At 62.7% G+C, this 15,426-nt stretch carries 15 protein-coding genes; 6 read left to right on the top strand and 9 right to left on the bottom strand.

Annotated features, from left to right (window positions below):
- Nucleotides 1-231: 231 nt before the first annotated feature.
- Entirely contained in the window at nt 232-2,085 is a 1,854-nt protein-coding gene (locus E7T06_RS15100) for a menaquinone biosynthesis decarboxylase (RefSeq protein ID WP_136366606.1), read from the bottom strand.
- 252 nt (nt 2,086-2,337) lie between these two features.
- Between E7T06_RS15100 and E7T06_RS15090 the strand changes: the two genes are divergently transcribed.
- The gene (locus E7T06_RS15090) at nt 2,338-3,945 is read left to right on the top strand and encodes a DUF4153 domain-containing protein (protein ID WP_168733567.1); all 1,608 of its coding nucleotides are present in this window, start codon (nt 2,338-2,340) and stop codon (nt 3,943-3,945) included.
- A gap of 51 nt (nt 3,946-3,996) precedes the next feature.
- Here the strand turns inward: E7T06_RS15090 and E7T06_RS15085 are convergent, their stop codons facing one another.
- Nucleotides 3,997-4,869 carry a DUF1266 domain-containing protein gene (locus E7T06_RS15085; protein WP_168733566.1) on the bottom strand — a complete coding sequence of 291 codons (873 nt, stop codon included), beginning with the start codon at nt 4,867-4,869 and terminating at the stop codon, nt 3,997-3,999.
- 62 nt (nt 4,870-4,931) lie between these two features.
- Here E7T06_RS15085 and E7T06_RS15080 point away from each other — a divergent pair, with 62 nt between their 5' ends.
- Together E7T06_RS15080 and E7T06_RS15075 are read left to right on the top strand one after the other, a co-directional pair.
- A complete protein-coding gene (locus tag E7T06_RS15080; RefSeq protein ID WP_136366602.1) occupies nt 4,932-6,140 on the top strand; it encodes a M24 family metallopeptidase in 1,209 nt (402 codons plus the stop codon).
- Between the two features lie 262 nt (nt 6,141-6,402).
- Nucleotides 6,403-7,080, top strand: a complete 678-nt coding sequence (locus tag E7T06_RS15075; RefSeq protein WP_136366601.1) for an SDR family oxidoreductase — start codon at nt 6,403-6,405, stop codon at nt 7,078-7,080.
- A gap of 383 nt (nt 7,081-7,463) precedes the next feature.
- Here E7T06_RS15075 and E7T06_RS15070 read toward each other — a convergent pair whose 3' ends face one another.
- Nucleotides 7,464-8,153, bottom strand: coding sequence for an HAD-IA family hydrolase (locus tag E7T06_RS15070; protein WP_136366600.1), 690 nt, complete (start codon nt 8,151-8,153; stop codon nt 7,464-7,466).
- A gap of 159 nt (nt 8,154-8,312) precedes the next feature.
- Between E7T06_RS15070 and E7T06_RS15065 the strand changes: the two genes are divergently transcribed.
- The gene (locus E7T06_RS15065; RefSeq protein WP_136366599.1) at nt 8,313-8,924 is read left to right on the top strand and encodes a DedA family protein; all 612 of its coding nucleotides are present in this window, start codon (nt 8,313-8,315) and stop codon (nt 8,922-8,924) included.
- 89 nt (nt 8,925-9,013) lie between these two features.
- Here the strand turns inward: E7T06_RS15065 and E7T06_RS15060 are convergent, their stop codons facing one another.
- The 5 genes from E7T06_RS15060 to E7T06_RS15040 all read right to left on the bottom strand — a co-directional run bounded on the left by E7T06_RS15060 (nt 9,014) and on the right by E7T06_RS15040 (nt 12,989).
- A complete protein-coding gene (locus E7T06_RS15060) occupies nt 9,014-9,982 on the bottom strand; it encodes an asparaginase (protein WP_136366598.1) in 969 nt (322 codons plus the stop codon).
- 22 nt (nt 9,983-10,004) lie between these two features.
- The gene (locus E7T06_RS15055; protein ID WP_136366597.1) at nt 10,005-10,196 is read right to left on the bottom strand and encodes a hypothetical protein; all 192 of its coding nucleotides are present in this window, start codon (nt 10,194-10,196) and stop codon (nt 10,005-10,007) included.
- Nucleotides 10,197-10,217: 21 nt separating this feature from the next.
- A complete protein-coding gene (gene hemC / locus E7T06_RS15050; protein WP_136366596.1) occupies nt 10,218-11,147 on the bottom strand; it encodes a hydroxymethylbilane synthase in 930 nt (309 codons plus the stop codon).
- Between the two features lie 157 nt (nt 11,148-11,304).
- Nucleotides 11,305-11,886, bottom strand: coding sequence for a DinB family protein (locus E7T06_RS15045; RefSeq protein WP_136366595.1), 582 nt, complete (start codon nt 11,884-11,886; stop codon nt 11,305-11,307).
- Complete coding sequence (locus tag E7T06_RS15040) at nt 11,883-12,989, bottom strand: tRNA-dihydrouridine synthase family protein (protein WP_240741091.1); 1,107 nt, start codon at nt 12,987-12,989, stop codon at nt 11,883-11,885. Before E7T06_RS15040 ends, E7T06_RS15045 begins: the two co-directional genes overlap by 4 nt.
- A 188-nt stretch (nt 12,990-13,177) precedes the next feature.
- Here E7T06_RS15040 and E7T06_RS15035 point away from each other — a divergent pair, with 188 nt between their 5' ends.
- Nucleotides 13,178-13,684, top strand: a complete 507-nt coding sequence (locus E7T06_RS15035) for a GNAT family N-acetyltransferase (protein ID WP_136366594.1) — start codon at nt 13,178-13,180, stop codon at nt 13,682-13,684.
- Between the two features lie 227 nt (nt 13,685-13,911).
- Entirely contained in the window at nt 13,912-14,661 is a 750-nt protein-coding gene (argB, locus tag E7T06_RS15030) for an acetylglutamate kinase (RefSeq protein WP_136366593.1), read from the top strand.
- 111 nt (nt 14,662-14,772) lie between these two features.
- Here the strand turns inward: argB and E7T06_RS15025 are convergent, their stop codons facing one another.
- Entirely contained in the window at nt 14,773-15,375 is a 603-nt protein-coding gene (locus E7T06_RS15025; protein ID WP_136366592.1) for a GNAT family N-acetyltransferase, read from the bottom strand.
- Nucleotides 15,376-15,426: the final 51 nt, after the last annotated feature.

Below are 15,426 nucleotides of genomic sequence, written 5' to 3'. Positions count from 1 at the left end.
ATCGACATCACTGTCAACCCGCTGAGATTGCCCTGTCAGGCAACCCTGTTCTCGTCATTTAACATCAGGTTTTCATGCGCCTCAGCGGTGCCTTTCGGCTTTTTCCGCTTTGCCCGATCTCTCGGGCGAAGAGAAATATATGCCCTCACCCCCCCAATGTCAACACCCCCTGCACAGTTGGATGCAAGGGGTGAACACAGGGGCGTGAATGCTAGAGCTTCCGCCCAAGAATCAACGCAGGGAATCGGGTAGGCCGTAGACGTGCCAGCGGGCATCGACGCGGTTTTTGACGCTTTGTTCCATTTCGATTTTGGGCGGCCACTCGCGCACAAAGCCTTCTTCGGGCAGCTTGCGTGCGCCGTCCCAAGCCAGCAGTGCGCCTGTTTTGGTGGGCAGTGTCCACACGTCACGTTCAGCGTCGATGTTGTTCAGAATCGTCCACCACACGTCCTGAATGTCGTGTACATCGGTGAGTTCATCGCAGATCAGGAGGTGACGCACGCCTGCCGAGGCGGGATGCGCGGCGAAGGCTTCGGCCAACTCACGGGCCTGACAGGGGCGGGTTTTGTGGAACGCTACCAGCCAATAGCCGTCGTCGGTCTGGCGCTGCGCCTTCACGCCCTCAAAAGCGGGCAGATCAAGGCTGGCGCGGGGGGCAAAGGTCACGGCTTCGGTGCCGTCGGTGCCCTGATGATCGCGGCTGCTCAGCGCGCTGCCCACTTCTTCAGGCAATTTGGTGGTGGCATCCAGAATGAGTTTGCCGCCGTAGCCCCAGCCCCGGCTGCTGTGATCGAGGACGTCGCTGGGGCCGCGTGTAACGAGGGTATCGCGCCCCGGCACAGCGCGGGCAGCCACCTCGCGCCACACGGCTTCGAAGTTGTTCACGGGCACATCTTTATCGACGACGACGATCACTTTGGCAAACATCATCTGGCCCAGCCCGAACAGGCCATTGGCGACCTTGTAGGCGTGGCCCGGATACTTCTTGTCTATGCCCACTACCACGAGGTTATGGGCGACTCCGGCAGGCGGCATGTGGTAATCCACGATTTCGGGCAGGATCAGCTGTGCGGCAGGCAAAAACAGGCGCTCGGAGGCTTCGATCAGGTAGGCGTCTTCCATCGGCGGGCGGCCCACGATGGTGGCTGGGTAGACCGGGTCGCGGCGCATGGTGATGGCCGTGACGTGAAACAGCGGGTACAGGTCGGGCAGCGTATAGAAGCCGGTGTGGTCGCCAAATGGCCCCTCCATGATCCAGTCTTCCTGCGGGTCTATGTAGCCTTCCAAAATAAATTCGGCATTGGCGGGTACATCGAGGTCTACGGTGATGCCCTTGGTGACCGGATAGCGCTGGCCACGCAAATAGCCTGCCAGAGCGAATTCATCGAGGCCGGGAATGGGCGGCAGGGGCGCGGTGGCGGCGTAGATCAGGGCCGGATCGCCGCCGAGGGCCACTGCCACTTCTAGCCGCTGGCCTAGTTTGCGGGCTTTTTCGAGGTGGCGCGTGCCTGTTTTGTGGCGCTGCCAGTGCATCCCGGTGGTGTTGCGCGACATGATCTGCATGCGGTACATCCCCATATTCCGCTCGCCCGTTTCGGGGTCTTTGGTGATGACCAGCGGCAGCGTCACGAACGGCCCGCCGTCTTGCGGCCAGCAGTTCAGCACGGGCAGTTTGGAGAGGTCTACCTCGTCGCCGCGCCACACCACTTCCTGTACTGGGCCAGTCTTCACCCGTTTGGGAGGCAAGTTGGCCGCGTCCCGCAGTTTAGTCACGTTGCCTAGCATTCCGCCGATGCCGCCGCTGCCCTTCAGGTCGATCAGGGCGCGGACTTTGGCGGCCAAATCGTCCAGATCGGACACGCCTAGCGACAGGGCCGTGCGTTCCCGCGTGCCCATCAGCCCGATCACCAGCGGAAAGGGACTGCCCTTCACGTTCTCGAAGAGGACGGCGGGGCCGCCTGCCTTGACCAAGCGGTCTGCAATTTCGGTGATTTCCAGCTCCCGGTCTACCGGAAAAGACACGCGCACGAGTTCGCCCCGGTCTTCCAGCAGCCGCATAAAAGTTCTCAGGTCAGGAAACGCCATGACGCGAGTCTAGAGGCACGGGGCCGGGGCAACCGTACCGGAGAAGGCAAAAAGGGAGGGCAGTCTAAGGGTCGAGGGTCTAAGGAAGGTCAAGGGCACATGTTTGAGGCGAAGTCGGAATCTGTTCTTAGTCATCTGTTCTTAGTCATCTGTTCTTAGACCCTTAGACACCTTCCCCACTGCCGCCACTTTACAAACCCCGTCCCACTTTTGGCCGACGCCCCGCGCCCACCGCGCCGCTACGGTACGGGCATGACACAACCCGAGCCAGTGCCGCACCTTCCATCTGTGTCCACTTCTGCTCCTGCTGAGATGCATCCCCTGACCCCTGCACCTACGTGGGACGCCGCACCCCGGCCCCGGCCAGAGCGGGCGGCGTGGCCTGCGGTTTCGGCGGCGGTGGCTGGCGTGTCCGCCCACTTGCTCACCGTGCGTACAGGCGGGCAAGTGGGCCTGAATGTAGTGATTTGGGTGACACTTTGGGGCGGCCTGCTGCTGTGGAGTGCGCGGCAACGCGGCGAGAAACCCACCCGCGAAGGGCTGACCCTGCTGGGCGTGGCGTTGGCTTTTGCCCTAACGTTTGCCGTGTGGGATGCACCGGGCGAATTTCAGTTTTTGAATGCTTTGGCCCTGCTGCTGGCACTGGTGCTGGGCGCGGGGGTCTGGCGGCACGCGGGGCTGGCAACCGCCGCCACCGGACGCATGACGGGCATGGTCTTCACCGGCGGATCGCGGCTGTTCTACGGCTCCTTTGCCCTACTGGAACGCTTTCCGTGGGGACGATTGCGCGGAGCCAAGTCTGGGCGGGCAACGCCTTGGCTGACTGGCCTACTACTGACCGTGCCCGTGCTGCTGGTCTTCGGCGGCCTGCTGGCTGGGGCCGACAGCGGTTTTGCCGATCTGATTTCCGGGCTGTGGCGCTGGAATCCAGAGAACTTGATTCAAAGCTTATTTACGGTACTGGTGTGGCTGGCCTTCGCGGGCGGCCTCGCCTATCCGGCGCTGATGGCCCTCTCCCCTACCCTGCTGGGAACCGCCACCGACACGCCAGAAGAACGCGGTGGGCGCTTGGGCCTGATCGAAACAGGAATGCCGCTGCTGGCGCTGGGAGCCTTATTCTTGGTCTTCCTCTTTACGCAACTGCCCTATTTTCTCAGCGGCATCACGCTGCCCGACGGCTTTACTTTTGCCGAATACGTGCGGCGCGGCTTCTCGGAATTGCTGTGGGTGGCTTTTCTGACACTGGGACTGCTGCTGGCCGCTTATGGCCTCACGCGGCCAGAGGTACGGGCGCAGGCCACTTACCGCCTGCTGAATCTGGCCGTATTGCTACCGCTAGCGTTGGTGCTGGTCAGTGCGGCCAACCGGTGGCGGCTGTACACGCTGGCATACGGACTGAGTGAAATTCGCGTGCTGGGCGCGGCCCTCTTGGTGTGGCTGGTGCTGGCGCTGGCGTGGTTGGGCGTGTGCCTGTGGCGCGGCACGTTGCGGCGCTTTGCGTATCCGGCGCTGCTGGGGGGCTTCGGCGCGCTACTGATTGCCACCCTGATCAATCCCGGCGCACTCATTGCCCGCGTGAATGTGGGGCGTGAATTGGCTGCTGTGACCAACGTGACCCGTAGCACGCCGCAGCAGGCCAACGTCTGGACACTGATTCAACTAGGAGCCGACGCTGTGCCGACGGTGGTGGCAAATCTCGACACCCTCATCCTCTACTGTGCTTCAAATGAGGTTTGCCTCGATTCCCCGGCTGCCGTGGTGAAACGGTTGAAGGCAGACTACGGCCAATCCCGTGACCCGCGAGTTTGGAATCTCAGTCAGGAGCGGGCGCGGCGGGCGGTGCTTGGACTTCGGGAGTGAGGGGGAGTTGTCTAAGGGTCTGAGAACAACAAATGCCCAAAGCCCAGCGCCTCAGTTCATCCCCTTCAGCCGCTCTTGGCGTTCCACCGACACGGGCCACGGATCGCGCCGCCACGGACTCTGCGGGTCTTCCATCAGCCAGCGAATGCTTCCCGCATAGCGTTTATTGCGTGTGCCGTCCATCAAGCCGCCGGATTTCCAGAACTCTGCGCCCGCCAAAAAGCTTTGGCCGTACACTTCCCAACTGCCGAACAGGTCTTGGGCGATGATCCGGCACTGACGCAGAATCCGCCAGCATTCGGTTTCCGAGAGGTAGCCCAGCGCGTGGGCCATCGCCGCCACATCTACAGCGCGGGCCAGATCGAAGGCCGCTCCGCCCGCCCCACTCACTTGCTCTTCCCACTTCTTCACCACGCCTGCCTCACGCGCCCTGCCCTTCAAGTCTTCGCCCTCAGCGACGGCCTGCCGCACCTGCAAATAGGGCAAGCGGTGGCCGCTGTCGATCAGCCACGCGAGGCTGTGCAGGGCCGACGTGTGGTCGATAATATCCCAGCCGTCTTCCAGCGCCTTTCGTAATTCGTGTTCTTGGCCCGCAGGCGGCGTGAGGCGGTAGAAGTATTCAAGCTCGCGGGCATCGTCCTCGTGCGGAAAGATTTCCAGCCAGATTTCGGTAAACGGGGCGCGGAGGTTGAGGGCAAAGCGGTCAGCGGGGGCAAGTGCGGCTGAGGCGGCCTCCATACGCTCTAAGCGGGCCTCGGCCTTCGCCTGCTGCTCGGCGGTCTGCACGGCCTTGGCTGCCGCTTCCTCTTCTTTTGCCTCCGCTATGCCTTCGCGTGCGCCTTCCAGCATGGCCCGCCCTGCCCAAATCAGCAGCATGACCACCAACACCACAGCAATAGGCACCAGCAACCGAACAACGTCCATAAGTCTCAAGGTACCCCAGCCGTAAGAATCAGGCTCCATAGGTTTCCGATAGTGTTTGGGGTATGACCAATCCGATTGACCAGATGCGGGCCGCCCTGCAACCCACCGACCTTGACGGCTGGCTGATCTACGATTTTCAGGGCCTCAATCCGCACGCGGCGAAAGTGTTGGGGTTGCCCAAAGAGGCCTTCCTGACGCGAAGGTTTTTCGTATGGGTGCCGCGTGAAGGGCAGGCGGTGCTGCTGCACAACCACATCGAGGGCGGCACTTGGGCCAATCTGTCGGCGGGCTGGGGCGTAGAGCGGCGGGCTTTCGGCTCGCATGACCAACTGGAAACGGCCCTGCGTGACGTGGTGGCCGGAAAGCGTGTGGCGATGGAATACAGCCCACTGGGAGCCGTGCCGTATGTGAGCCGCGTGGACGCCGGAACCGTGGAGCGCGTGCGGGCGGCGGGCGCTGAAATAGTATCGAGCGCCGATCTGCTGCAAGCCTTCCTCGCTTGGAGCGCCGAAGATTTGGCCGCCCACGAGCGGGCCATAGCCGTGCTGATGCAGGCCAAAGACGACGCCTACCGCCTGATTCACGAGCGGTTGAAGGCAGGCCAACCCGTGACCGAACTGGACGCGCAGGCCGTGATCGGGCAGGCGATAGAGGCGGCGGGCATGGTCAGCGGCCACCCCGTGAACGTCAGCTTTGGCGTGAATGCCGCCGATTCCCACTACGAACCCAGCCCCGAACAACACGCCACGTTGGACTGGGGCCTGTGCGTGCTGATCGACTTGTGGGCACAGGAACCGGGCCGCCCGTTTGCCGACGTGACGTGGGTAGGTTACGCAGGTCAGCCGTCTGAGACGTACTTGCAGGCGTGGCAAGCAGTGGCAGCGGCGCGGGATGCGGGCATAGCGCAACTGCTGGCGGGCGGCGACTTGAGCGGCTGGCAGATAGACCGCACCGTGCGCGACACGATGGGCGCACCTTGGAGCGAATTCTTTTTTCACCGCACTGGGCATGACCTCGGCGTGCAGATTCACGGCAGCGGCGCAAACTTGGACGACTACGAAACCCACGACACCCGCCGCCTGACCCCCGGCCTGTGCGTGACTGTAGAACCCGGCACCTATCCGGCAGCGCAGGGCTTCGGCATTAGGACAGAGGTGGATGTGTACCTAGACCCAGCGGGCGCACGCGTGACGACGGATACACAGCGGCAGCCCTTCGTACTGGGCGTGGGCGATTGGGACGCTGTACGGGCGGCGGCTTACGGGGAGTGAGTGGGGGGCTAGGGGGCTTGAGTTTGTGGGTGCTGTGTCTAAAAGGGGCAATCGCTGACGCTCACTCACCCCCTCCCGACCTCCCCCCTCAAGGGTGAGGAGTTAAAACTATAATTCCAGCCTTTGCCTGTTGCCCTTGACCTCCTCAGACCCTAGGCCCTTCCTCCGTCCCACACGCGCCGCCTCGCCCAAAGCCCAACATTACGGCAGGCTTCATCTGGTTCACCCGGTCAGTTTGCGGCAAATGCTCTAGGCTAGGCGCATGGCGAATCTCGGCTCCTCCACGGTCATGCTTACGGGCGCGGGCGGCGCACTTGCCACCGCGATAGCTCAGGAATTAGAAGATGCAGGCGCACAAATCGTGCTGGTAGGGCGGGGCGAAGCGTTGGCGAAGGCCGCTGACCGCTTTCCCGCCACCGAAGTGATAGACGTAGACCTGACCGATCCGGCCAGCATCGACCTGCTCCGCAAGGTGAAGGTAGACACGCTGGTGCATACGGCAGGCGCGTTTGCGATGCAGGACGCGCAGAAGGCGACGACTGCCGACCTGAACGCGATGTTCGGGGCGAATATGCTGACCCTCTTTCACGCAGTACAGGGCGTCTTACCCTCCATGCTGAAGCAAAAAGACGGCCTGATCATGGGCGTCAGCGCAGGCCAAGCGGCCCGCTTAAGTGGCCCCCGCGCCGCGCTGTATACGGCCAGCAAAGCCGCCGTCAGCGCCTATATCCTCAGCCTGCACGACGAACTGAAGGCCAAAGGCGTGCGCGGCTGCGTGCTGTACCCGATGGGGGCCATCGACACGCCTGCCAACCGGGATGCGGGCATGAGTTGGGATAGCCTGATCGACCCGCGTGGGCTGGCAAAAAGTGTGGCCCACGCCCTCACGCGGCCAGACCGGGCACATGTGACGGAACTGAAGGTGTATCCGGACGTGTAGAACTGGTCTTTGGGGGCGGTGTCTAAGGGTCTAAAGGTCTAGGGTCTAAGGAAGGGCGGGAGGGCAATCGCTGACGCTCACTCACCCCCCTCCCCAACCCTCCCCCGCAAGGGGAGAGGGAGCTAAAACCAGTCACCGCCCCTTCAAACCGTACCTACCCAACTGCGTGTGAGGCCGTCGTGCGTGCAACGCGCGGGCCAATTCCATGCTCAAGACGACTGGCGATTCCGCTTCAGATGAGCGATTTAGGTGAGTCTGGACGCGACAAGATCAATCCTGCCTAGTGCAACGTTAGCTCCCCTGACCCCTTTGGGGGCGGGGGCTGGGGGGTGGGGGAATCCAACGTGGGAGAAGACCAAAAACCTGCCTCAAACTCCAAATCTCTACCCCCCAACCGCCACCCGAACCAGTTCCGCCAACCCGCCTTCATATCCACTGATACGCGGCCAAGTCGCCGGAAACGGCTGGGTGCGCGTGACATCGTTGGGGACGACGAGTACACGGGTTCCAGCAGCAACAGCAGCGGTGGCCCCGTTCAAACTGTCCTCTACAGCGATGCATTCTTCGGGCTTCAGGCCCAAGCGGTGCGCGGCCAGTACGTACAGTTCGGGATCGGGCTTGACACGGGCCACATCGTCGCGGGTGGCGAGGACTTCAAACAGGTGCAGCATGCGGTGATGCTCCAGCCAACGCGTAACCCAAGCGCGGTCACTGCTGGTAGCCAACGCGAGGCGCAGGCCCGCAGGCTTCACCGCTTCCAGCACGGCCCGAACGCCGGGGCGCACATCCTGTTCCTGAATATCGGCCAAGATTCTTCCGTGCAGCTCGGCATGTACCCGCTCCCGGTCTGCCCGCACCTCGTCGGGCAGGCCCGCCCAAGGGTCAAAGGCGTCCCAAGTGCCGATGCCCTGCTGCCAATCCGATAGGGCCAATTCGCGGCCATGCGTGCGGTACAGCTCTTGCCAGTGCAAAAACTCACGGCTCTCGGTGTCCAGAATCGTGCCGTCAAAATCAAAAATGAGGGCGCGGATGCCCTGTGCTTTGGCGTCCGACAAGGGGTGTGAAACGGTCATGCGTGCAGTTTAGGCGGGCCGCAGGGTCTTAAAGATGACGGCCCACCTGTGGCTGACCTTAAATCTGCAAAGAGGCCCGCGCTCATCTGGGGCACCCATCGGCACGACAACCTTTAGGCGGACGTTTGCCTTGACGTTCACCCGCTACTCTGGATTTCTATGGCCGAATGGGTGCAAAACGTAATGGAAACCTTTGGATATGCGGGCATTTTGCTGCTGATGATCGTGGAAAACTTGTTTCCGCCGATTCCCAGCGAGCTGATTTTGCCGTCTGCGGGCTTTGCGGCCTCACGCGGGAGCCTGAATGTGGTGATCGTGCTGATCGTGGCTACCGTTGGCAGCGTCATCGGCACTTTGCCGCTGTATTACATCGGGCGGGCGTTTGGAGAAGAAAAGCTGGTGGCGTGGGCCGACAAACACGGCAAATGGCTGACCCTGCGCGGCAAGGATATTCGCCAAGCCGACGCGTGGTTCGATAGGCACGGCACCAAAGCGGTGCTGTTTGGCCGCATGATTCCCGGCATTCGCAGCCTGCTGAGCCTGCCTGCGGGCATGAGCGAAATGCCGCTGCCCAAATTCCTGACCTACAGCGCTGTCGGTTCGGGCATCTGGGCGGCCCTGCTCATCGGCGCGGGCTACCTGCTGGGCGAACATTATGACCGGGTAGAGCAGTACATCAGCCCCATTTCGAGGGTAATTCTGGTGCTGTTGGTGGTGGGCGCAGTGGCGTGGTTCGTGCGGCGGAAGCGGGCGCAGGGGGCAGAATCCTAAAGGATTGTGGAGTGTAGAACGTGGATCGTGGTTTGGCCCTTCCTACGTTCCACGATCCACGTTCGCTTTTGTCCCTTCTCACCCTGCCCCTAAAACACCCCGCCTTCAAACACGCCCCGAATTTCTGCCCTGCTCATGCCCAAGCTCAGCAGCACCATCAGCAGCAAGCGGGCCTTATGGGCGTTGAGGAAGCTGGCGGGAATGGCTCCGGCGGCCACCAACGTCGCGCCGCCGCCCGCGTAGCCGTACACCGGAATTACGGGGCCAGCGTGCGTGCGGGTGGCGATAATCACGGGTTTGGTGGTTGCGGCAATCAGGGGCAAGAGTTCGGCGGGTAGGTTGCCTGTACCCAGCGCGGCAATGACCAAGCCATCGGCCCTCGCCTCGGCTTCGGCATAGCCTTCGCCCGTCCAGCCTGCGGCGGCGTACAGGATTTCCACGCGCGCCGTCAAAACTTCCGGCGCGTAGGTGGGGCGAGGTTCAGGGGTGGCAAAGTAGCGCAGGTGGGCGTGCATCTGCTCGAGCGGGCCAGCCCGGTCTATGCGCCCAATCGGACCGGGATAGCCCCCGAAAGCGTCTACGGCGGTGGTATGCACTTTGGTGACGGTGCGGGCATCAAAAATATCGCCGCTGAACACGGCCAGCGGGCCACGTCCGGCAGTTTGGGGATGCAGCGCCGTATAAGCCGCGTCCAGCAGGTTACCGGGGCCGTCCCAAGAGACTTCCTCGGCGTGTCTCATGCTGCCCGTGAGGACTACCGGAGTTGCCGCCGACAGCGTGAGGTGAAGCAAAAAAGCCGTTTCTTCCAGTGTATCGGTGCCGTGCGTGACCACAATTCCGTCGGCGTCGGGGGCCAGCCGCTCTATCAGGTGCGCCAGATGCAGCATGTGCGCGGGCGTCACGTGCGGGCTTGGCAAGTTGAACGGCTGGTGGTGCGTGACCTGCACACCCGGCAGCCCCGGCACGCTGGGCGGCGTTTGGGGCGTCACGCCGCGTCCATCGGGGCTGGGACGGCTGGCAATCGTGCCCCCGGTATGAATGACCGCGAGGCGCCTCATAAGTAGGTCACTTGTCTGTGGCTCACTTACCCCTGCTTTGCCGAAGAACTGTCCAGATGACGGCAATCGCGAACACCGCCACCGTAAGAGGCAATTCGGCCAGCGCAGCATCGGCGGGGGCCGCGCCTGCACGGGTGCGCTGCACGACACCGATGATGAACCAGAGGGCCGCAGCCACAGCCGCTGTTACCCACACTCGCGCTGTCAGCTTCACAGGTCAGCCTGACTTATGGGCCTACTCGTGGGCCGCGTCTACGAGGGCTTGTGCGCCCCGGTCAAGCAAGTCGGCGGCCAATTCCGCGCCTATATCGGCGCACTCGCCCGCGTCTCCGATGCTGGTGGCCCGAATGACTTTGGTGCCGTCCAGCGCGGCCACCCAGCCCTCTAAGGTCAGCACGCCGCCCTTGATAGTGGCGTGTGCGCCCACCGGAGCCATGCACCCGGCCCCCAGCCCCGCCAAAAACTCGCGCTCGGCGGTAATGCGATCATCGGTGGTGTGATCGTGAATGGCGTAGGCGACTTCCACGTTCAGGTCGTCGTCGGCGCGGGTTTCTAGGGCCAGTGCGCCCTGACCGGGAGCGGGCAGCATGATGTCGGGTTCCAGAAACTCATCGATCCGGTTCCGCATTTCAGTTCTGATCAGGCCCGCTGCGGCCAAAATAATGGCGTCGTAGTCGGGCGTCGCCAGTACCCCAAGGCGAGTGTCGATGTTGCCCCGCAAATCGATGACCTGAAGATCGGGGCGGTAGGCCATCAAGAAGGCTTTACGCCGCACGCTGCTGGTGCCGATGCGTGCGCCTTTGGGCAAGTCGGCCAGCTTTTTCATGCCTTCTTTGCCAATCAATACGTCGCGTGCATCGACCCGCTTGGGAATAGAAGACACTTCTAGACCTTCGGGCTGCACGGTGGGCAAATCCTTGAGGGAATGCACCGCAATGTCGATCCGCTTGGCGATCAGAGCGTCTTCGATTTCCTTGACCCAAAAGCCTTTATCGCCTTTCTGAGCCATTGCCGAAAGGCTTCCCCGGTTCTTGTCGCCGCCCGTAGAGATGGTTTGAATCCGGAAATCCGTTTCAGGCCATTCTTCTTTGAGTCGGGCAACTACCCACCGGGTTTGCGCGAGTGCAAGCGTGCTCCCACGCGTCCCTACCGTGACCGTCCGCATAACTTTCTCAGTATAGACGGCTTTTGGGTGCTGCGCGGGTTACGGGCGGCAAGTGCAAAGACTTGGTACACGTCTGGCCGGGGGCGGGGCAGCAGCAACGCCGCTCAACCCGGTGAGGTCAGCGGCGTCTGGACAAGAAAGCTGGTTTGCGTGGGGGTTAAATGTCGTCTTCCAGATCGATATCGGTGTCTGCTTCCTGCTCTGCGCCGCTGTTTTGGGCCGCCGTGACCTGCGGGCGCACAAAGCGCATGTAGTCCAGCCAAGGGGCCACGTGGCCGAGTTGACGGATCATCAGGGCAACTTGAGCGGTGTGACGCACCTCATGGGTCATCACGTGCCACATCAACTGATCGAGCGATACGGTATCGCTGGCGGGATCGTCTTGCACCAACTTGATGCTTTGGTTCAGGTCGGGTTCACTTTCTAAGAAGGTTTGGGTGTGCTGGCTGACCTCGCGGCCATACTCGATGATCCAGCTCAGGTCGTACTGCGCGGCGTCGGGCTTGATCCAGTCGTGGCGGTATTTGCCGGACTGCTGCACGCCCTCTCCGCGTGCAATGGCGTGTACCCAATGATCTTCGACGTCGGTGACGTGAAGCAGCAAATCTTTGATGGTGTGAAAGCGGTCGCCGTTTTCGATCAGGTTGCGGTTCAGTTCCTCTGCGGGTAAAGCGCGGAGAAAATTCCACAACTGCTCGCGGGCAGCGGACAGGTAGGTGTAATACTCGCGAACATTCATGGTCGGTTCACAGCATACTCTGTAGAAAGGTGATGTGGTGTTGACCCAGCGGGAACCAAGCTGTCAATCCCTGCCCGGTCAGTCAGTAGAGGGTCTTCTAAATATGGAATCAGGCAATTCTTAAGCTGCTCTAATGTTTCGATCTGTACCAGAGCGCCGCGCAAGTCGGGCACATCGGGCAAGTATTGGGGCAAGACTTTGCGCAGGGGCAGCAGGCTGACGCGGCCTGTACCCTGCGGCCCCGCGTAAAACTGGATGTGCAGTTCGGTGTGCCGGAGGGCAGTGGCGGCGCGGGCAGCCAAGCTGGGCCAAGCGTCCTCCCCTGTAGCTAGCGCCCGGAAAATCCACGGATTGCCCACTGCGCCGCGCCCGATCATGACGGCAGACACTCCCGATTGGCGGCGGTGGCGGGCCTGTTCTACGCTGCGAATGTCGCCGCTGCCGATCACAGGCACCTTTACTGCCGCCGCGACGGCTGCAATCGCGTCCCAGTCGGCTTCCCCGGTATACCGCTGGACACTGGTGCGCCCGTGTACCGTAATAATCGCCGCGCCCGCCTCGGCCAAGCCCTGCGCCACTTCTAGGCTGCGGTTGCTGTCCCAGCCGAGGCGAATCTTGGCGCTCACATCCAGCCCAGTTGCGCCGCGCATGGCCTTTATCAATTCGAAGGCCAGTTCGGGCGTTTGCAGTAGGCACGCGCCGCCCTTGCCGCGCACTTTGGGCACGGGGCAGCCCATATTCAGGTCTATAGCCGCCGGAGCAAACCAGCCTTCTGCTTTGGCGACGGCGGCGGCCAACACCTCCGGTTCTGCCCCAAACAGTTGCACCACGCGCCCCACTTCGCCCGCGTAAGGACGGCCCAAATTCAGGCTCTCGGTGTCACTGCCCAGCGCCAGTCCGCGTGAACTGATCATCTCGCTGACCGTCCAAAGTGCGCCCTGCTCGGCGGCCAACTGACGCAGGGGTGCGTCGCTGTAGCCTGCCATCGGAGCCAGCACTGCCCCGCCCCGCCGCGCCTCTGGGGAAGCGAGCCGTGCAGCATAAAAGCCCGGCTGGGGAGCAGTGGGCAGGGCAGGCAGAGCGGGGGCGGGCGCGAACATCATCCCGGTAGGGTAGCGCACCTCCCCCCACCAAACGGTGAATCCAAGATCAACCCGGCCATTCGCTGAATTCATGTTGTATCTGGCGGTGCGGGGGGTATGCTCTGGACAGTCCGGCAACCCACAGACCTTCCTCTGGACTTCCCTTGGAATTTCATCTGTACCATGCTGCCGGATCGGAGGCTTCGACCTTGAACGCGACCCGCTTGGCGCTGCATCACGCGCCACTGCTCCACAGCCTTTACACCGCCGCCCCCGGCTACTTCGCCTTGTTGGGCAGCCGTGTTCCCAGCCTGACCGAAGTCGAGCGCGACGTAGAATTCGCCCTGCTCGACCCACGCCGACGCTTGGAACTGCTGCACGACGACGACGGCAATCTGGTGGGCAGCTTGGACTGCAAACACGATTACCCCCAACCGGGTGACCTGACCATCAACTTGCTGCTGATCCGTGAAGACCGCCAATCGCAACGCTTGGGCGAGCAGGCGATCCGGCATCTGGAGTCGCGTGTGCCGCGTGGCACCACCCGCATTCTGGCGAGTGTGTTGGGCGAAAACCCACGCGGCGCACGCTTCTGGGAGCGGTTGGGCTACACCTTTGCCCTCGACGCCCGCCCGGTGATGACGTGGTATGCCAAAGCGGTAGGTGTGCCCACAGGGAGCGGAAAACGTGCGGTGCAGGGTGTGAGCGCGGACTAGAGGTTTAGAGGTGGAAGGTGAACCCCCCCGTTGCTCACGCAACGCCCCCCCTTAGAGGTGGGGACAAAAGCTGTTGCGCTCCCCTCTAAGGGGGGCTGGCTGCGAAGCAGACTGGGGGGTTTACACACCAAATTGATCTCCAAACTTGCGCCCAGTCGGCCTTCACAGCTCATGAACCATAACCTACGACCTAACTCCCGCCCAACCCCATGCCATCATCAGCTCCTATGATCGTGAAATACGGTGGCAATGCCATGAAAAGTCTGGAGCTTCGGCGGGCGGTGGCGGCAGAAATCGCGGCGCTGCGGGGGCACATCCCTGTGGTGGTGGTTCACGGGGGCGGCCCGGTCATAGAGCGCGAACTGGCGGCGCGGGGCATAGCCAGCGAGTTTCGGGGCGGCCTGCGCGTGACCTTACCCGCAGCGATGGATGTGGTGGAAATGGCGCTGTGCCAACTGAACAAGCAACTGGCGCAGGACATCGGCGGCGCAGTTGGGCTGATGGGACGCGACTGCAACCTGCTGACCGCCGAACCCTTTGACCCGGAATTAGGACGTGTAGGCCGCATCACTGGAGTAAATGCCGACCTGCTGCGAACCCTGCTGGGGGCCGGCATCACACCCGTGGTGGGCTGCGTGGCGGTGGGGCCGGACGGCGACGCCCTGAACATTAACGCCGATACCGCTGCCGGAGCCGTGGCCGGGGCGCTGAATGAAGGCATCATCTTTCTGACCGATGTAGACGGCGTGTACCGCAATTACCCTGACCCCGCCAGCCGCGCCGCCGCCCTGACCCGTGCAGAAGCCGAAGAAGGCATTGGCGCAGGCTGGATCGCGGGTGGCATGATTCCCAAAGTCCGCGCCGCACTGGACGCCCTAGACCGGGGCGCGCCACACGCCACGATTGCCAGCGGCATGGTGGCCGGGGTGCTGGGGGCAGTGGCGCGGGGGGAAGCGGGCACGGTGGTGACGGGGTGAGGAGACGTGAGAATGTTTTAGCTCCCTCCCTCTCGAGGGGGGAGGGTTAGGGACTCGCAGAGCTGCGAAGCAGAGGGGGTGAGTGAGCGCAGCGATTGCACTTCAAACCCCTTAACTCGTCCGACTAAAAATCAGCGTATCCCGCAGTTGGCCCGGATCGTTGGCCGCCACCGTGTCATTTACCAGATGGGCGTCCAGCGTGTACCCCAGCGTGGGCGGAATGCGGGCGCTGCGGTGGTTGGTTGGGTCGCAACGGATTTCTAGACGGCAAAAGCCTAAGCCACCCTCTGCCGCCGGATGCAGGGCCAATTCCGTCAGCGCGTGCGTGACTTCGGTGGCGTAGCCTTGCCCCGCGTGGGCGGTGGCGATCCAATACCCGATTTCGCCCTTGGGCACGCGCCAATCGAGGGCGTGGTAGCCGCTGCTGCCGATCAATTCTAGGGGCACTCCGGCCTGCTCCGGTACGCGCCAGACGTGGTAGCGCAGTTCCCTACGGGCATCAAACTCGGCGGCTACGTCCTCCAATCGGTCACGGGTGGCGATCAGATCAGGCGGCGTCTGCGCCCAGAACATCCACGGTTGCAACTCCGGCAACGACGCTTGAATGGCGGCGCACAAAGCTTCGGCGTCGGCAGGCTGGGGCCGCCGCAACAGCAGGCGCGGGGTACGGACTTCGGGGGGAACGGTGTGGAGAATGGGGGGCGGCGTGGGCATAAGCAAGAGTAGCGGTCAGCAGCGAGGGAAGGCACTTAGGGAGACGCCCGG

Source organism: Deinococcus sp. Arct2-2, from assembly GCF_004801315.1.
Classification (GTDB): domain Bacteria; phylum Deinococcota; class Deinococci; order Deinococcales; family Deinococcaceae; genus Deinococcus.
The sequence above is the reverse complement of the archived record's forward strand: the minus strand, read 5'-3'. Positions and strand labels throughout refer to the sequence as shown.

Bases quoted from the DNA above. Each gene is read 5' to 3' on its own strand.
- E7T06_RS15100 (WP_136366606.1), bottom strand. From the start codon at position 2,085: ATGGCGTTTCCTGACCTGAGAACTTTTATGCGGCTGCTGGAAGACCGG.
- E7T06_RS15090 (WP_168733567.1), top strand. From the start codon at position 2,338: ATGACACAACCCGAGCCAGTGCCGCACCTTCCATCTGTGTCCACTTCT.
- E7T06_RS15085 (WP_168733566.1), bottom strand. From the start codon at position 4,869: ATGGACGTTGTTCGGTTGCTGGTGCCTATTGCTGTGGTGTTGGTGGTC.
- E7T06_RS15080 (WP_136366602.1), top strand. From the start codon at position 4,932: ATGACCAATCCGATTGACCAGATGCGGGCCGCCCTGCAACCCACCGAC.
- E7T06_RS15075 (WP_136366601.1), top strand. From the start codon at position 6,403: ATGGCGAATCTCGGCTCCTCCACGGTCATGCTTACGGGCGCGGGCGGC.
- E7T06_RS15070 (WP_136366600.1), bottom strand. From the start codon at position 8,153: ATGACCGTTTCACACCCCTTGTCGGACGCCAAAGCACAGGGCATCCGC.
- E7T06_RS15065 (WP_136366599.1), top strand. From the start codon at position 8,313: ATGGCCGAATGGGTGCAAAACGTAATGGAAACCTTTGGATATGCGGGC.
- E7T06_RS15060 (WP_136366598.1), bottom strand. From the start codon at position 9,982: ATGAGGCGCCTCGCGGTCATTCATACCGGGGGCACGATTGCCAGCCGT.
- hemC (WP_136366596.1), bottom strand. From the start codon at position 11,147: ATGCGGACGGTCACGGTAGGGACGCGTGGGAGCACGCTTGCACTCGCG.
- E7T06_RS15045 (WP_136366595.1), bottom strand. From the start codon at position 11,886: ATGAATGTTCGCGAGTATTACACCTACCTGTCCGCTGCCCGCGAGCAG.
- E7T06_RS15040 (WP_240741091.1), bottom strand. From the start codon at position 12,989: ATGATGTTCGCGCCCGCCCCCGCTCTGCCTGCCCTGCCCACTGCTCCC.
- argB (WP_136366593.1), top strand. From the start codon at position 13,912: ATGATCGTGAAATACGGTGGCAATGCCATGAAAAGTCTGGAGCTTCGG.
- E7T06_RS15025 (WP_136366592.1), bottom strand. From the start codon at position 15,375: ATGCCCACGCCGCCCCCCATTCTCCACACCGTTCCCCCCGAAGTCCGT.